The organism is Vibrio cidicii (assembly GCF_009665415.1).
In the GTDB taxonomy this organism is placed as follows: Bacteria; Pseudomonadota; Gammaproteobacteria; order Enterobacterales; family Vibrionaceae; genus Vibrio; species Vibrio cidicii.
Window position 1 is genome coordinate 2,521,852 of sequence record NZ_CP035921.1, and the last position, 15,761, is coordinate 2,537,612.

The following is a 15,761-nucleotide window of genomic DNA, read 5'->3' on the forward strand; positions in this document are numbered from 1 at the left end:
CGAAAGAGATTTGGGATGCTTAGATAAAACAAAACCCAGCCAAAGCTGGGTTTAATGTTTATGGTGCGGAAGGAGAGACTCGAACTCTCACACCTTGCGGCGCCAGAACCTAAATCTGGTGCGTCTACCAATTTCGCCACTTCCGCATATTAACTTACCTGACTTGGTGCGGAGGGAGGGACTTGAACCCTCACGTCCTAACGGACACTAGCACCTGAAGCTAGCGCGTCTACCAATTCCGCCACCACCGCGAAATCAGACAGTTATAAAAATGGTGGCTACGACGGGATTCGAACCTGTGACCCCATCATTATGAGTGATGTGCTCTAACCAACTGAGCTACGTAGCCACTCTGAAACTGAAACAATTTATGGTGCGGAAGGAGAGACTCGAACTCTCACACCTTGCGGCGCCAGAACCTAAATCTGGTGCGTCTACCAATTTCGCCACTTCCGCACAAATTGTTTTACCATTAAGAACTGAATCTCAACAGTATAAATAGTGGCAGGTCTACCTGGATTCGAACCAGGGAATGGCGGCATCAAAAGCCGCTGCCTTACCGCTTGGCGATAGACCTGCAGTGATAGTTTGACTATCAAATCATGGTGCGGAAGGAGAGACTCGAACTCTCACACCTTGCGGCGCCAGAACCTAAATCTGGTGCGTCTACCAATTTCGCCACTTCCGCACAAATTGTTTTACCATTAAGAACTGAATCTCAACAGTATAAATAGTGGCAGGTCTACCTGGATTCGAACCAGGGAATGACGGGATCAAAACCCGTTGCCTTACCGCTTGGCGATAGACCTGCAGAGACAGCCAGTGCTATCAAAACTATGGTGCGGAAGGAGAGACTCGAACTCTCACACCTTGCGGCGCCAGAACCTAAATCTGGTGCGTCTACCAATTTCGCCACTTCCGCACAAATTGTTTTACCATTAAGAACTGAATCTCAACAGTGTAAATAGTGGCAGGTCTACCTGGATTCGAACCAGGGAATGGCGGCATCAAAAGCCGCTGCCTTACCGCTTGGCGATAGACCTGCAGTGATAGTTTGACTATCAAATCATGGTGCGGAAGGAGAGACTCGAACTCTCACACCTTGCGGCGCCAGAACCTAAATCTGGTGCGTCTACCAATTTCGCCACTTCCGCACAAATTGTTTTACCATTAAGAACTGAATCTCAACAGTGTAAATAGTGGCAGGTCTACCTGGATTCGAACCAGGGAATGGCGGCATCAAAAGCCGCTGCCTTACCGCTTGGCGATAGACCTGCAGTGATAGTTTGACTATCAAATCATGGTGCGGAAGGAGAGACTCGAACTCTCACACCTTGCGGCGCCAGAACCTAAATCTGGTGCGTCTACCAATTTCGCCACTTCCGCATGTTAACTTATCTGACTTGGTGCGGAGGGAGGGACTTGAACCCTCACGTCCTAACGGACACTAGCACCTGAAGCTAGCGCGTCTACCAATTCCGCCACCACCGCGAAATCAGACAGTTACAAATTATGGTGGCTACGACGGGATTCGAACCTGTGACCCCATCATTATGAGTGATGTGCTCTAACCAACTGAGCTACGTAGCCATCTTGCGAGCGAGACAATATAACGATTCTCTTGCTCAGTGACAACCCCTTGTCGGTGGTTTCACTTGTAAATAGTGGCAGGTCTACCTGGATTCGAACCAGGGAATGGCGGCATCAAAAGCCGCTGCCTTACCGCTTGGCGATAGACCTGCAGTGATAGTTTGACTATCAAATCATGGTGCGGAAGGAGAGACTCGAACTCTCACACCTTGCGGCGCCAGAACCTAAATCTGGTGCGTCTACCAATTTCGCCACTTCCGCGCAATTCCTGAATGCTTTATGCAAAAACACTTAGGAATGGTGGCTACGACGGGATTCGAACCTGTGACCCCATCATTATGAGTGATGTGCTCTAACCAGCTGAGCTACGTAGCCATTACCATGTTTTAGTCCCTTTCACTTCATTGCTGTTGTGTCGGGAACGGGGCGCATTATGCGGAGTTGAGTGACAACCGTCAATAGTTTTTTGCAATAAATCCGTGCAAATCAATCGTTCGCTTTCTTTTTAAGCAAAGAGGCGTGTTTGTGATCGAAAACTGCTATCAAAGTGGCTGGCTTTGAATAACTTAACTTGATCTTAGAGGGGTTAAATGAAAAAAGCCGACATTTCTGTCGGCTCTGAATTGTGTTGTATGAATGGTTGTGGTCTACACGTTGAAACGGAAATGAACGACATCTCCATCTTTGACGATGTACTCTTTGCCTTCCAAACGCCATTTACCCGCATCTTTCGCGCCGTTTTCACCTTTGAATTCGATAAAATCGTCGTAACCGATCACTTCTGCGCGAATAAAGCCTTTTTCAAAGTCAGTGTGGATTTTACCCGCAGCTTTTGGTGCGGTTGCACCGACAGGAATAGTCCACGCGCGTACTTCTTTCACACCAGCGGTGAAGTAGGTGTGCAGGTTGAGCAGTTCGTAACCTGCTCGGATAACGCGGTTTAGTCCTGGTTCCTCGATGCCCATGTCAGCCAGAAATTCAGCGCGTTCATCGTCTTCCAACTCCGCCATTTCGGATTCGATCGCTGCACAAACTGGAACCACCACGTTGTTCTCTTTAGCGGCAAACTCACGTACGGCATCTAGGTATGGATTGTTTTCAAAGCCATCTTCATTAACATTGGCAATGTACATGGTTGGTTTGAGAGTTAGGAAGTTAAGATAACCTACCGCTGCTTGCTCTTCTTTTGACAGTTCAACGGTGCGTGCAGAGCCGCCTTCGGTCAGAACAGGCAGCAGCTTCTCAAGTACAGTCAGTTCGAACTTGGCTTCCTTATCACCGCCTTTGGCTTTTTTCGCTTGGCGCTGAATAGCACGTTCACAAGAATCAAGGTCTGCCATTGCCAGTTCAAGGTTGATCACTTCAATATCTTCGATAGGAGAGACTTTACCTGCAACGTGAACGATATTTTCGTTTTCAAAACAACGGACTACGTGACCAATCGCGTCCGTTTCACGGATGTTGGCAAGGAACTTGTTTCCAAGGCCTTCACCTCGTGAAGCGCCTGCAACAAGACCTGCAATATCAACGAATTCCATCGTGGTCGGCAGAACACGTTGTGGGTTCACAATGGCTGCCAATGCGTCTAAGCGCAGGTCCGGAACCGGTACTACGCCAGTGTTTGGCTCGATAGTACAGAACGGGAAGTTAGCGGCTTCAATGCCAGCTTTGGTGAGTGCGTTAAACAGAGTTGATTTACCAACGTTTGGCAAACCAACGATGCCACATTTAAAACCCATGATTGTAACCTTATTCAGCTTTGAACGTGTGGAGGCGATTTTGTGCTTTAGACAAACCCTCTTTGAGGAGGATGTCTAGGCAGCGAACGGATTCATCCACTGCCGCGTCAAGGAGTTGTTGCTCATCGGCTGGGGCCTTGCCCAGCACAAAACCTGCCACTTTATCTTTGTGTCCTGGATGGCCGATGCCGATCCGCAGACGGTAAAATTCTTTGTTGTTAGCCAGCTTGCTGATGGTGTCGCGTAGGCCATTGTGTCCTCCGTGACCACCACCCTTTTTGAACTTGGCAATACCCGGCGGTAGATCAAGTTCATCGTGCGCCACCATGATCTCTTCTGCACTGACTTGATAGAAGTTGGCAACGGCGGCTATCGATTTGCCAGATAGATTCATAAAGGTGGTTGGGATCAGCAAGCGCAAATCTTGGCCGTTCATCGTGATGCGTCCGGTCAAGCCAAAGAATTTTGCTTCATTCTTCAGCACCACATTGTGAACGCGTGCCAGCTCTTCTACTACCCAAGCCCCAGCATTATGGCGAGTTTTGGCGTAGTCTGGTCCTGGATTGGCAAGACCGACAAGTAGTTTGATCTGTTGACTCAAGGCTCGGATCTCTCTGAAATCTGCAAAAGCGCGGTATGATAGCACAGAAAAGTAACGATGGGCGAGGCTAAGCCTATTGCAAATAAAAACACCCCAATCAAGGGGTGTTCTAAAATTGGACTAATCGAAAACGGAGATTAGTTAAACATTGCGGAGATAGATTCTTCGTTGCTGATACGACGGATCGCTTCAGCCAACATGCCAGATAGGGTCAGTTGAGTCACTTTACCCGTTGCTGCCATCTCTTTGCTCAGAGTGATTGAGTCAGTGACAATCACTTGGTCTAGCACAGAATTTTTGATGTTTTTCGCTGCATTGCCTGAGAACACTGCGTGAGTCGCGTAAGCAAACACACGTTTTGCACCACGCTCTTTGAGCGCTTCTGCGGCTTTACATAGTGTGCCACCGGTGTCGATCATGTCATCGACGATCACGCAATCGCGGCCTTCAACATCACCAATCAGGTTCATCACTTCAGAAACGTTGGCACGTGGACGACGCTTGTCAACGATAGCGATATCAATATCACCGAGTGCTTTTGCCGTTGCACGAGCACGCACAACACCACCTAGGTCTGGAGATACGACAACAGGATCTTCGAGTCCACGCGCTTTCATGTCTTCAAGTAGCACAGGAGTACCGAAGATGTTATCTACAGGTACATCAAAGAAGCCTTGAATTTGTTCGGCGTGCAGGTCGATGGTCAAAACGCGGTCAACACCCACGTTAGACAGGAAATCTGCAACCACTTTTGCAGTAATAGGTACGCGAGCAGAACGTACGCGACGGTCTTGGCGAGCGTAGCCAAAGTAAGGAATAACTGCTGTAATACGGCCCGCTGAAGCGCGGCGCATTGCATCAATCATCACGACCAGTTCCATCAGGTTGTCATTGGTAGGCGCACAAGTAGATTGAATGATGAATACATCACTACCACGAACATTTTCGTTGATCTGTACAGCGACTTCGCCATCAGAAAAGCGAGAAACAGTAGCGTCACCAAGAGAGATGTAGAGACGATCAGCAATACGTTGGGCTAGTTCAGGTGTTGCGTTACCAGCAAATAGCTTCATATCAGGCACGGTGGAAACCTCAGGGTTGCGTCCAGTTTTTAAATAGATTGGTGTGAGGCTGAAAGATATTCAGCCAGCGTCTCTTTTAAAGGCGAAATATTGCGCCCTTGAGCGACAAATGCCGAGACATTGTCAGAAAGTTGGGCAAGGAGAGATTCCGCTTCTGGTCTGCTGTTAAATTCAGCAAAAACGCAAGATCCCGTGCCGGTCAATCTTGACGGCGCGTATTGTAGCAGCCAAGAAAGTTGCTTATCAACCTCTGGGTAAAGCATTCGGACAATTTTTTCGCAATCGTTTCCGTAGTCACTGTCAAGAAGCGTTGCCAGTGCTCGTTTGGGGGTATTTCTCGTCAATTGAGGATGAGTAAAAATATCTACGGTCGCAATATGCACGTTAGGTCTGACGACCAGATACCATTTTTCTTCGGGCTGGGCTGGCGAAAGTTTTTCGCCCACACCTTCGGCAAATGAGGCGAATCCGTGCACAAAAACCGGCACGTCAGCCCCCAATTTAAGCCCAATATCGGCAAGCTCATCGTCAGAAAGATCAAGTTGCCAAAGATAATTGAGCGCAACCAAAGCGGTGGCCGCGTTGGAAGAACCACCACCAATACCACCGCCCATCGGCAAAATTTTATTCAGTTCGATGTGCGCGCCCAGCGAGCAGTGAGCATATTGTTGCAGCGCGCTGGCCGCTTTCCATATCAAGTTCTCTTCCAGCGCCAGCCCTTCGATGTCTGGGCTGATAGTGACGTTACCCGTTTCATTGGCGGTGATTTTCAACTCATCGCCATGGTCGAGAAACTGAAACAGCGTTTGCAGCTCGTGGTAACCATTGGCTGTGCGGCCGTTGATGTAAAGAAACAGATTCAGTTTGGCAGGTGAGGGCCAACAAGTCGTACGATTGATCATGGTTGTAGAGTCCACTTAGTCACAACAATATTCAGTTTGATCTTATTCTGAGTAAGGCTCAGTTTGGCAGGCAGTGGAATGACGTTTGAGCCAAACGGCGTGTCACGATACTGACTGTAGGCGATGTGCCATGGTTGGGATGCGATGGTTTTATCGAGCGTTTTCAGGGTATTTTGTTCGGTGAGTGTATACGCATCTGCGCCGTCTGGCATACCGAGCATCCAATCAGGAAGCTGCTCAATCGGGAGTACTAAGCCTGTGAGTTGATAGACTAACGCGGTGGCATTCTCGGCACTTAAAATCTGGTCGTCATAGGTTTCGACTTTTGCGCCGTCTGGCGTGATGGTGAGGTTGAGTGCCGTTTGGCCGAGAAAGGTGGTGAAGCGTAAATTGCTGTAGGTGTCGCTGTGTTTCCACAAGAAACTGAGATTTTGTCGCTGGTCTGGCGCAATATAACCGAGTTTGCCAGTTGCTTGGAAAGCGCGGATCTGCGCTAATTTTGTTTGATGACTTTGCCACTCTACGCTGGTGTGTTGTTCTGATAGGGTTATACAACCGGTGAGAAGAAATGGAAGAAGAATCAACCAGAAGTAAGTTCGGTAACGCATCATGTCGGCTTGCTGTTCGATTTAAGTCATTGAGCGCACAACTATAGCACTGAACTCACGAAGCTGGGAAAACAAATCCCTCTTGCCCTTTTAATAAACGCGGTCATCAAGTAAAATTCGCCACCTATTTCCCGTCCTGTCCAGAGAAAGCACTATCGATGTCCTTGCTTGTTATCGGCATAAATCACAATACAGCGTCGGTTGACTTACGTGAAAAAGTGGCGTTTGGCCCAGACAAACTCGCCAATGCGCTACAGCAACTCAGTCAACACGAAGCGGTCAATGGCAGTGTGATCCTATCCACCTGCAATCGGACCGAGGTATACTGTGATGTTCGATCTGGCGCAAGGAATAAGGTCGCTGAATGGATCAGTCAGTTCCATCATGTCAGTTTAGAAGAGCTCAAACCCAGTTTGTACGTGCATGAAGAGCAAGCGGCGATCAAACATCTGATGCGTGTCTCATGCGGTCTTGATTCTTTGGTGCTTGGCGAACCTCAAATTCTTGGTCAAGTGAAGCAGGCTTATTCAGACTCCCGTGAACAATTCGCAGTTGATGCTTCACTGGAAAAACTGTTCCAGAAAACCTTTTCTGTGGCAAAGCGAGTACGCACGGAAACGGATATTGGTGGTAATGCGGTATCGGTGGCGTATGCCGCTTGCACCTTGGCAAAGCACATTTTTGAATCTTTGGCCGATTCGACGGTATTGCTGGTCGGTGCGGGCGAGACAATTGAATTGGTGGCCAAACATTTGCAAGCCAACGGCTGCACTAAAATGATTGTGGCCAACCGAACCCGAGAAAGAGCAATGAATCTCGCTGAGCAGTTTGGCGCTGAGGTGATCGGTTTGCCAGAAATCCCTCACCATTTGCCCAAAGCGGACATCGTGATCAGCTCCACGGCAAGTCCACTGCCGATCATCGGTAAAGGTATGGTTGAAACCGCACTGAAACAGCGCCGCTACCAGCCGATGTTATTAGTGGATATTGCCGTGCCGCGAGATGTAGAGGCCCAAGTGGGTGACTTAAGTGACGCCTATTTATATACGGTGGACGATTTGCAATCCATCATCGACAGCAATATCGAGCAGCGTAAAGTCGAAGCGATTCAAGCCGAGGCGATTGTTTCAGAAGAGAGCGCCGCTTTTATGAGTTGGTTGCGCTCGCTGCAAGCGGTCGACAGCATCCGCGAATACCGGCAGTCGGCCGAGGCGATTCGTGAAGAGCTGCTCAGCAAAAGCTTACAGGCTCTTGCTGGTGGAGCTGATGCTGAGAAAGTACTCAGAGAGCTGAGTAATCGACTGACAAATAAACTCATTCACGCCCCCACTCGTGCGCTACAATTGGCAGCAGAGCAGGGCGAACCCGCAAAATTAACGGTTATCCGCCAAAGTCTTGGCTTGGATGATCTGAAGTAATCCTATCGATCAGTAAGATAAATAAATGATGAAAGCCTCAATTCTGACCAAGCTGGAAATGCTGGTTGAACGTTATGAAGAAGTTCAGCACCTTCTTGGTGATCCTGGTGTCATTGGCGACCAGGATAAATTCCGTGCCCTGTCCAAAGAGTATTCTCAATTGGAAGAGGTAACTAAGTGCTTTCAGGCTTATCAGCAGGCGCAGGAAGATTTGAGCGCAGCGGAAGAGATGGCCAAAGAAGACGACGCTGAAATGCGTGAAATGGCTCAAGACGAAATCAAAGTGGCGAAAGCGGCGATTGAACGTTTGGCCGATGAGCTGCAAATCTTGCTGCTGCCCAAAGATCCCAACGATGACCGCAACTGCTTCCTTGAAATTCGTGCAGGTGCGGGCGGCGATGAAGCGGGCATTTTCGCTGGCGATCTGTTCCGTATGTACAGCAAGTTTGCAGAAAAACGTGGCTGGCGCATCGAAGTGATGTCATCCAACGAAGCCGAACATGGCGGCTACAAAGAGATGATTGCGAAAGTAAACGGCGATGGTGCTTACGGTATTCTGAAATTTGAGTCCGGTGGTCACCGCGTGCAGCGTGTACCAGCGACTGAATCTCAGGGTCGAGTACACACCTCGGCGTGTACCGTTGCGGTGATGGCGGAAATTCCAGAAGCGGAAATTCCAGAAATCCGCACCGCAGACTTGAAGATTGACACTTTCCGCTCGTCGGGCGCGGGTGGTCAGCACGTCAACACCACCGATTCGGCGATCCGTATTACCCACTTACCCACAGGGATTGTGGTGGAATGTCAGGACGAGCGTTCACAGCATAAGAACAAAGCTAAAGCGATGGCCGTTCTGGCGGCGCGTATTGTTCAGGCTGAAGAAGCCAAACGTGCTGCGGAAATCTCCGACACGCGTCGTAACCTTCTTGGTTCGGGCGATCGCAGTGACCGCATTCGTACCTATAACTACCCGCAAGGCCGTGTGTCTGATCACCGTATCAACTTGACGGTTTACCGCCTGTCAGAAGTGATGGAAGGCGATCTGCAATCCTTGATTGATCCTGTCATTCAAGAACATCAAGCCGACCAACTTGCTGCACTGGCTGAGAACCAATAAACCGATGCCTGATGTGTTAACCCTTGATGCCGCTTTAAAACAGGCGGCATCGCAGTTTTCAGCCGCTGGCAAAGAATCGCCGTCGCTAGATGCATCGGTGCTACTTTGCCATGTATTGCAAAAGCCGCGCAGTTATTTGCTGACTTGGCCTGAGAAGGCTTTAACTGCGCAGCAGCGGCAGCAATTTTCTCAACTGGTAGAGCGCCGTTTAGCTGGTGAGCCGATTGCCTATATTGTCGGTGAGCGTGAGTTTTGGTCCTTGCCGCTGAAAGTGTCTAGTGCCACCTTGATCCCAAGACCCGATACGGAGCGATTGGTTGAATTGGCATTGGAAAAAACTGCTCAACAGACAGGTAAAATCCTCGATCTCGGCACTGGTACTGGCGCGATTGCCTTAGCCTTAGCTTCTGAGCTCCCCCATCGTCAAGTGGTTGGCATCGATTTGCAAGCGGAAGCGAAAACCCTCGCACAAAGCAATGCCGAGGCTTTAAACATTCGCAATGTCTCATTTTTGCAGGGAAGTTGGTTTGAACCTTTAGAGAGTGGCACAAAGTTTGCTCTTATTGTCTCCAATCCACCGTATATTGACGCCAACGATCCACATCTCTCTCAGGGGGATGTGCGCTTTGAGCCGAAATCTGCGCTGGTGGCGGACGAGGCGGGTTTGGCCGACATTCGTCACATCGCGCAGTGTGCTCGACACTATCTGTTGCCACACGGTTGGCTGATGTTTGAACACGGTTACGATCAGGCAACGGCGGTGCAACACATATTGTCATCTCTTGGCTACCATGAGGTAGTGACTGAAAAGGATTACGGTGGCAACGATCGCGTGACACTGGGCTGCTTTTTAGGGCTACCAGACGAATAAAAACAAAAGAGAATTTTTATGTACGAAGCTCTTAAACACTTTCATCTTCTCACTATCGCCATCAGTGCGTTGCTGCTTTCAGTTCGTTATGCATTGATGATGATGGATTCGCCGAAGTTGCAGCATCCGTTTCTCAAGCGATTCCCCCACATCAATGATTCTCTGCTGTTGCTCTCTGGTATTGGCTTGATTATGGTAACCGGTTTTATTCCGTTTACTCCCGCAAATATGTGGTTGACGGAGAAGATCACTTGTGTGCTAGCGTACATCGCACTTGGCCTTTTTGCGCTTAAACTCGGCAAAAACAAACTGCTGCGCACGTTTTCATTTTTTGGTGCGCTAGGTTGGCTGGCGATGGCAGGTAAATTGGCGGTAGCAAAAACGCCGCTGTTTTTTGGGTAATAACCGATGCTGGAATTCTTTGACGAAGACTTTGACAACATGGAGTTGGTGGAAGGCGCTTTGGAACTGAACAAGGCGGTTAACCCTGAAACGGACGAACTTTGGGCGCGTGCCGAGTTGCAGCGTTTGTTTGAAGAAGCAGAAATGGCGTTGGTTTGTGAACGCGATGAAAAAGCCCGTTTTGCAGCGTTTCTGCGCCTGTTCTACACTGAATGGGGATTTTACGGCGATCGTGATGCCTATTTTGACTCAGATAACAGCTTTATTGACAAGGTGCTGCAGCATCGCAAAGGCATCCCGGTCAGTTTAGGAGCTATCTTGCTCTATTTAGGACGTCGTCTTGGATTTACCCTGCAAGGTGTCACTTTTCCCACTCAATTTTTACTGCGCGCTGATTGGTACGACGGGAGTACCAGCTATCTCAACCCGTTTAACGGTGAGTATGTGGGCGAGCATATTCTACACGCATGGCTTATCGGTCATGATGGGCCCTTAGCCAAACTGAAGCCGGAACATCTCGCGGTTTCTGATAACCCGACGGTGATTGGCCGTTGGTTAGCGTTACTGAAAAGCGCATTGCTGCGTGAAGAGCGTTACACTTTGGCTTTGCGTTGTACCAACTTAGCGTTGACGTTTGTGCCGGATGATCCTTATGAAATCCGTGACCGTGGGTTTATCTACCAGCAACTGGATTGTCATCAGGTTGCTTTGTCGGATTTTCAATATTTTATCGACCAGTGCCCAGATGATCCGGCGGCCGAACTGCTAAAAAAACAAGTTAACGTCATGAGTGGCAAACAGGTCACTCTACATTAATGAATATGAGATAAAGAAATGGAACAAAAAATCGTTCAAGTTGGCGACATTCAAGTTGCGAACGACAAGCCGTTTACCCTGTTTGCTGGTATGAACGTGCTCGAATCCCGTGATCTTGCCATGCAGATCTGTGAACACTACGTCAAGGTGACTGACAAGCTGGGTATTCCTTACGTGTTCAAAGCCTCGTTTGATAAGGCAAACCGCAGTTCAGTTCACTCTTACCGCGGCCCCGGCCTTGAAGAGGGGATGAAAATCTTCCAAGAGCTGAAAGAGACGTTTGGCGTGAAGATCATTACTGACGTTCACACCGAGGCACAAGCTCAGCCAGTCGCCGACGTGGTAGACGTTATCCAGTTGCCCGCGTTCCTAGCTCGTCAAACCGACCTAGTTGAAGCGATGGCCAAAACAGGCGCGGTGATCAACGTTAAGAAGCCGCAATTTATGAGCCCGGGTCAAGTGGGTAACATCGTTGAGAAATTTGCCGAGTGTGGCAACGACAAAATCATTCTCTGTGAACGCGGCTCTTGCCATGGCTACGACAATCTTGTGGTGGATATGCTCGGCTTTGGCGTGATGAAAAATGCCTCAAAAGGCAGTCCAATCATTTTTGACGTCACCCACTCACTGCAAATGCGTGACCCATCGGGTGCTGCATCTGGTGGTCGTCGTGAACAGACCGTCGAACTGGCCAAAGCGGGCTTGGCAACTGGCATTGCAGGTCTATTTATCGAAGCGCACCCAAATCCAGACAAAGCGCGTTGTGACGGTCCATCGGCATTGCCACTCGACAAACTAGAGCCGTTCCTCGCACAAATGAAAGCGTTGGATGATTTGGTGAAAAGTTTCCCATCAATAGACATCAAATAATTTTACTAGGCCAGTCATCGACTGGCTTTTTTTTATCGCTTGGCTGATAAATTACATATTAAGCGTGAAATAGTGGTGAAAAAGTGAAACGTTTGCCTGTGATCCTATTCGTTTTCAAAGTGTAACTACTCGAGGTTATTGCACCAAGGAATGGATTTTATGGTGATCAATGCAACATAAATTTGAAAACGCTCTGAATGGTTGGTCCAGTTACTTTAAACTGTATCAAATTTTATTGGTTGAATACGCTTAACTTGCGGTGAGTGTGCTTTTTCAATCGGTAGATATTGGCAGTGGAATCCTATTCGTTCAAAAGGTATGACAATGAAACAACGCCTGATTTTAAAAACCGCGCTAAGCGCAGCAATTCTGGCTACTTTGGCGGGTTGTGCTACTCAGCCGACTCACGAGTGGCAAACGGACAAGAGTTACAAGCTGACGGTTTTGCACACCAATGACCATCACGGTCGTTTTTGGCAGAACAAATACGGTGAGTATGGTATGGCAGCCCGTAAGACTCTGATTGATGAGCTACGTGCTGAAATTCAGGCGGAAGGAGGCAGTGTGCTGCTGCTGTCAGGCGGCGACATTAACACAGGCGTACCAGAATCGGATCTCCAAGATGCAGAGCCAGATTTCAAAGGCATGAGCAAAATTGGTTACGACGCGATGGCGCTGGGTAACCACGAGTTTGACAACCCCATCGACGTATTGATGAAACAGAAAGAGTGGGCCAATTTCCCCATGCTTTCTGCCAACATTTACGACAAGAAAACGGGTGAGCGCATGTTCCAGGCTTACCAAATGTTCAACAAACAAGGCATCAAAATTGCGGTTATCGGTCTGACGACGGAAGATACGGCAAAACTGGGTAACCCTGAGTTTATTGGCGGCATTGATTTCCGTGATCCGAAAGAAGAAGCGAAAAAGCTGATTGCGGAGCTACAAGAAACGGAAAAACCGGATCTAATCTTTGCCGTGACACACATGGGCCACTACGAAGATGGCAAACGCGGCATTAACGCGCCGGGCGATGTTGCTCTTGCGCGTTACCTCAATGAAGGCGATTTGGATATGATCGTGGGCGGTCATTCGCAAGAGCCGGTGTGTATGGAAGCGCCGAATGTGGTGACAAAAAACTACAAACCATCCGATGAGTGTAAGCCTGATCAACAAAATGGCACATACATTGTTCAAGCGCACGAGTGGGGCAAATACGTTGGCCGTGCCGACTATGAGTTCCTTAATGGTGAGCTACGCATGGTGAGCTACGATCTGATTCCAGTGAACCTGAAGAAGAAAGTCGATGTAAATGGCAAGAGCCAGCGTGTCTTCATTGAATCCGAAATCAAAGAAGACGATGCGATGCTTGATTTCCTGCGTCCTTACCAAGAGCAAGGCCAAGCAAAACTGAACGTGAAAATTGCTGAAACCAACGGTAAGTTGGAAGGTGACCGTAACGTAGTGCGCTTCAAGCAAACTAACCTAGGCCGTCTGATTGCTGCTGCGCACATGGATCGCGCGAAAGCCGATTTCGCCGTAATGAACTCGGGCGGCGTGCGTGATTCGATTGATGCAGGCCAAGTGACCTATAAAGACGTGCTCACCGTACAGCCATTTGGCAACATCGTGACTTACGTTGATATGAGCGGGAAAGAAGTGCTTGATTACCTGAACGCTGTTGCAACAAAACCCGTTGATTCAGGTGCTTATGCTCAGTTTGCTGGCATTTCAATGACAGTATATAAAGACAAAGTCGCTGACGTATTCATCCGTGGTGAGCAGCTGCGTCTTGACCAAACTTACCGTTTCACTATCCCAAGCTACAACGCGGCAGGTGGTGACGGCTATCCAAAAGTGAGCGATCACCCAGGTTACGTCAACACTGGCTTTGTGGATGCGGAAGTACTAAAAGACTTCATGGAGAAGAACAGCCCAATCGATATCAACAAGTTTGCTCCTGCTGGTGAGATTGTTTACAAGTAATTCTCCCTCAGAAAGAGTTTGACTCAAACTCACTGATCTTTTTAACTAAAAGCGCTGTTTCCCGAACCGGGAGCAGCGTTTTTTGTTTGTAGTGGAGAAAACCATGACACCGGCGATCAATCTGGCGAAAAAGAAGAAAATTGCGCACACCATTCACGAATATCAACACGACCCGCGTGCGACCAGCTATGGATTAGAAGCCGCGCAAGTGCTTGGCCAAGATCCTAAGAAAGTATTTAAAACTTTGCTGTTTTGCCTGAATGGAGAAGCGAAGAATCTCGCCGTCGCGATTATTCCTGTTGAGCAGAAACTCAACCTCAAGCTTGCCGCCAAAGCGGCCAATGGCAAAAAGGCCGACATGGCCGATCCTGAGATCGCTCAGAAAATCACTGGTTATGTGGTTGGTGGGATAAGCCCGCTTGGACAAAAGAAAGCGCTGCCGACTTTTTTGCACTCTAGTGCTGAGCCACAGAACACCATTTGCGTCAGTGCCGGTAAACGCGGCCTAGAAATTGAGCTGGCACCACAGGATTTACTGGCGCTAACTCGCGGGCAGTTTGCCGATCTATGTCTTTGACTTTCAATGAAAAAGGACGCGTTTGCGTCCTTTTCTAGCTATCGGCATGATTTGATTCAGTTACTTTTTTAAGCTCAAGGTGCCGTTAGAGCGCTTGGCTGGTTTCGCTGCGTTCGGATTATCATAGCGGGTTTTGTGTGCTGTTGAGCTCGGTTTCTTGTCGCGCTCTTGAGCGTGAGCCGCTTTGCCTTCTTGTTGGCCGTGTTTTTGTTGACCTTTTTTTGAGTTTGGCGCATGTCGAAACTCATCAGCATTGTGTCCGCGGAAGGTTTTGGCCTTTTGATTGCGTCTTGCCGTTGAGGCTTGATTTTCTTCGCGGCTGTCAAACAGCTTAGCGTCGGTTGCTTTACGGATGCGTTTGCCTTTAGCGAGCCGAGAAGCTTCCTCAGTGCCTACCGAGTCTTCACACATCGCTAAGATTTCGGCGACCTCTTGGTCGGTTAAGTAACGCCATTTACCGTTAGGAATACCATCCAACGTAATGTTCATGATGCGTACACGGCGCAGTTTAAACACTTCATAGCCCAGCGCCTCACACATGCGGCGAATTTGCCGATTCAGCCCTTGAGTCAGCACAATACGAAATGAAAACTTGGTTTCTCGTGTCACTTTACATGGCAGGGTTACGGTATCGAGAATGTTCACACCGCTGGACATCGCTTTAATGAACTTGTCGCTGACGGGTTTATCGACCCGCACCACATACTCTTTCTCGTGGTTATTGCCAGCGCGGAGGATTTTGTTGACGATATCGCCGTCGTTGGTCAGGAAAATCAAGCCATCAGAAGGCTTGTCTAAGCGGCCAATTGGAAAAATACGCTTCTTGTGGCCAATAAAATCGACGATATTACCCGGAATGTCTCGTTCGGTGGTACAGGTAATCCCAGTAGGCTTGTTCAGAGCAATATACACGGGGCGTTCTTTGGCTTGCAGTGGGGTGCCATCAACACAAACATCATCACCAGGTAGGACTTTGGTGCCCATTTCTGGCTGCTGGCCATTAATCGTGACACGACCTTGCTCAATCAGCTTATCGGCCTCGCGGCGCGAGCAATAACCTGTTTCACTTATGAACTTGTTTAAGCGTTTTGCGTTCTCTTCGGACATATAACTCTCTCAACGTTTCCCAACGGAAATCCAGTATGATCTGCTTAGTAGCAGGGGGGCGACAGTGTAGCAGGT

At 48.8% G+C, this 15,761-nt stretch carries 14 protein-coding genes and 17 tRNA genes; 8 read left to right on the forward strand and 23 right to left on the reverse strand.

What is annotated here, in order from left to right; genetic code table 11:
- Nucleotides 1-61: 61 nt before the first annotated feature.
- The 22 genes from EWA64_RS12580 to lolB form a co-directional block, all read right to left on the reverse strand.
- Nucleotides 62-146: transfer RNA gene (locus EWA64_RS12580), tRNA-Leu, on the reverse strand.
- An 18-nt stretch (nucleotides 147-164) separates the two neighbouring features.
- Nucleotides 165-251 (reverse strand) — tRNA-Leu (locus EWA64_RS12585).
- Between the two features lie 21 nt (nucleotides 252-272).
- Nucleotides 273-349, reverse strand: a tRNA-Met gene (locus tag EWA64_RS12590).
- A gap of 22 nt (nucleotides 350-371) precedes the next feature.
- Nucleotides 372-456: transfer RNA gene (locus EWA64_RS12595), tRNA-Leu, on the reverse strand.
- Between the two features lie 46 nt (nucleotides 457-502).
- Nucleotides 503-577: transfer RNA gene (locus EWA64_RS12600), tRNA-Gln, on the reverse strand.
- 26 nt (nucleotides 578-603) lie between these two features.
- Nucleotides 604-688, reverse strand: a tRNA-Leu gene (locus EWA64_RS12605).
- 46 nt (nucleotides 689-734) lie between these two features.
- Nucleotides 735-809: transfer RNA gene (locus tag EWA64_RS12610), tRNA-Gln, on the reverse strand.
- A gap of 28 nt (nucleotides 810-837) precedes the next feature.
- Nucleotides 838-922: transfer RNA gene (locus EWA64_RS12615), tRNA-Leu, on the reverse strand.
- Nucleotides 923-968: 46 nt separating this feature from the next.
- Nucleotides 969-1,043: transfer RNA gene (locus EWA64_RS12620), tRNA-Gln, on the reverse strand.
- Between the two features lie 26 nt (nucleotides 1,044-1,069).
- Nucleotides 1,070-1,154 (reverse strand) — tRNA-Leu (locus EWA64_RS12625).
- A 46-nt stretch (nucleotides 1,155-1,200) separates the two neighbouring features.
- Nucleotides 1,201-1,275: transfer RNA gene (locus EWA64_RS12630), tRNA-Gln, on the reverse strand.
- 26 nt (nucleotides 1,276-1,301) lie between these two features.
- A tRNA-Leu gene (locus EWA64_RS12635) sits at nucleotides 1,302-1,386 on the reverse strand.
- Nucleotides 1,387-1,404: 18 nt separating this feature from the next.
- Nucleotides 1,405-1,491, reverse strand: a tRNA-Leu gene (locus tag EWA64_RS12640).
- A gap of 22 nt (nucleotides 1,492-1,513) precedes the next feature.
- Nucleotides 1,514-1,590, reverse strand: a tRNA-Met gene (locus tag EWA64_RS12645).
- A 75-nt stretch (nucleotides 1,591-1,665) separates the two neighbouring features.
- Nucleotides 1,666-1,740, reverse strand: a tRNA-Gln gene (locus EWA64_RS12650).
- A gap of 26 nt (nucleotides 1,741-1,766) precedes the next feature.
- Nucleotides 1,767-1,851 (reverse strand) — tRNA-Leu (locus tag EWA64_RS12655).
- Nucleotides 1,852-1,888: 37 nt separating this feature from the next.
- Nucleotides 1,889-1,965 (reverse strand) — tRNA-Met (locus EWA64_RS12660).
- A gap of 272 nt (nucleotides 1,966-2,237) precedes the next feature.
- A complete protein-coding gene (gene ychF / locus EWA64_RS12665; RefSeq protein WP_061893027.1) occupies nucleotides 2,238-3,329 on the reverse strand; it encodes a redox-regulated ATPase YchF in 1,092 nt (363 codons plus the stop codon).
- Between the two features lie 10 nt (nucleotides 3,330-3,339).
- Nucleotides 3,340-3,930 (reverse strand): aminoacyl-tRNA hydrolase, encoded by a 591-nt coding sequence (gene pth, locus EWA64_RS12670; protein WP_061893026.1) that lies wholly within the window; start codon nucleotides 3,928-3,930, stop codon nucleotides 3,340-3,342.
- A 137-nt stretch (nucleotides 3,931-4,067) separates the two neighbouring features.
- On the reverse strand, nucleotides 4,068-5,012 hold the full coding sequence (locus EWA64_RS12675; RefSeq protein WP_061893025.1) for a ribose-phosphate pyrophosphokinase: 945 nt from the start codon (nucleotides 5,010-5,012) through the stop codon (nucleotides 4,068-4,070).
- Nucleotides 5,013-5,041: 29 nt separating this feature from the next.
- Nucleotides 5,042-5,914, reverse strand: coding sequence for a 4-(cytidine 5'-diphospho)-2-C-methyl-D-erythritol kinase (gene ispE / locus EWA64_RS12680; protein WP_139045584.1), 873 nt, complete (start codon nucleotides 5,912-5,914; stop codon nucleotides 5,042-5,044).
- Nucleotides 5,911-6,525 carry a lipoprotein insertase outer membrane protein LolB gene (lolB, locus tag EWA64_RS12685; RefSeq protein ID WP_061893023.1) on the reverse strand — a complete coding sequence of 205 codons (615 nt, stop codon included), beginning with the start codon at nucleotides 6,523-6,525 and terminating at the stop codon, nucleotides 5,911-5,913. The genes ispE and lolB overlap by 4 nt, the downstream gene beginning before the upstream one ends.
- A gap of 155 nt (nucleotides 6,526-6,680) precedes the next feature.
- Here lolB and hemA point away from each other — a divergent pair, with 155 nt between their 5' ends.
- The 8 genes from hemA to ybaK all read left to right on the forward strand — a co-directional run bounded on the left by hemA (nucleotide 6,681) and on the right by ybaK (nucleotide 14,579).
- On the forward strand, nucleotides 6,681-7,940 hold the full coding sequence (gene hemA, locus EWA64_RS12690) for a glutamyl-tRNA reductase (protein WP_061893022.1): 1,260 nt from the start codon (nucleotides 6,681-6,683) through the stop codon (nucleotides 7,938-7,940).
- A 28-nt stretch (nucleotides 7,941-7,968) separates the two neighbouring features.
- Nucleotides 7,969-9,057 carry a peptide chain release factor 1 gene (prfA, locus tag EWA64_RS12695; RefSeq protein WP_061893030.1) on the forward strand — a complete coding sequence of 363 codons (1,089 nt, stop codon included), beginning with the start codon at nucleotides 7,969-7,971 and terminating at the stop codon, nucleotides 9,055-9,057.
- 4 nt (nucleotides 9,058-9,061) lie between these two features.
- Complete coding sequence (gene prmC, locus EWA64_RS12700) at nucleotides 9,062-9,928, forward strand: peptide chain release factor N(5)-glutamine methyltransferase (protein ID WP_061893021.1); 867 nt, start codon at nucleotides 9,062-9,064, stop codon at nucleotides 9,926-9,928.
- Between the two features lie 18 nt (nucleotides 9,929-9,946).
- Complete coding sequence (locus EWA64_RS12705) at nucleotides 9,947-10,330, forward strand: SirB2 family protein (protein WP_061893020.1); 384 nt, start codon at nucleotides 9,947-9,949, stop codon at nucleotides 10,328-10,330.
- 6 nt (nucleotides 10,331-10,336) lie between these two features.
- Nucleotides 10,337-11,146 carry a SirB1 family protein gene (locus EWA64_RS12710; protein WP_061893019.1) on the forward strand — a complete coding sequence of 270 codons (810 nt, stop codon included), beginning with the start codon at nucleotides 10,337-10,339 and terminating at the stop codon, nucleotides 11,144-11,146.
- 18 nt (nucleotides 11,147-11,164) lie between these two features.
- Nucleotides 11,165-12,016 carry a 3-deoxy-8-phosphooctulonate synthase gene (kdsA, locus tag EWA64_RS12715; RefSeq protein WP_061893018.1) on the forward strand — a complete coding sequence of 284 codons (852 nt, stop codon included), beginning with the start codon at nucleotides 11,165-11,167 and terminating at the stop codon, nucleotides 12,014-12,016.
- 324 nt (nucleotides 12,017-12,340) lie between these two features.
- Complete coding sequence (gene ushA / locus EWA64_RS12720) at nucleotides 12,341-14,002, forward strand: bifunctional UDP-sugar hydrolase/5'-nucleotidase UshA (RefSeq protein WP_061893017.1); 1,662 nt, start codon at nucleotides 12,341-12,343, stop codon at nucleotides 14,000-14,002.
- Nucleotides 14,003-14,105: 103 nt separating this feature from the next.
- Entirely contained in the window at nucleotides 14,106-14,579 is a 474-nt protein-coding gene (gene ybaK / locus EWA64_RS12725) for a Cys-tRNA(Pro) deacylase (protein WP_061893016.1), read from the forward strand.
- Between the two features lie 60 nt (nucleotides 14,580-14,639).
- On the opposite strand, the gene rluF is transcribed toward ybaK, so the two are convergent.
- Nucleotides 14,640-15,686 (reverse strand): 23S rRNA pseudouridine(2604) synthase RluF, encoded by a 1,047-nt coding sequence (gene rluF / locus EWA64_RS12730; protein ID WP_061893015.1) that lies wholly within the window; start codon nucleotides 15,684-15,686, stop codon nucleotides 14,640-14,642.
- Nucleotides 15,687-15,761: the final 75 nt, after the last annotated feature.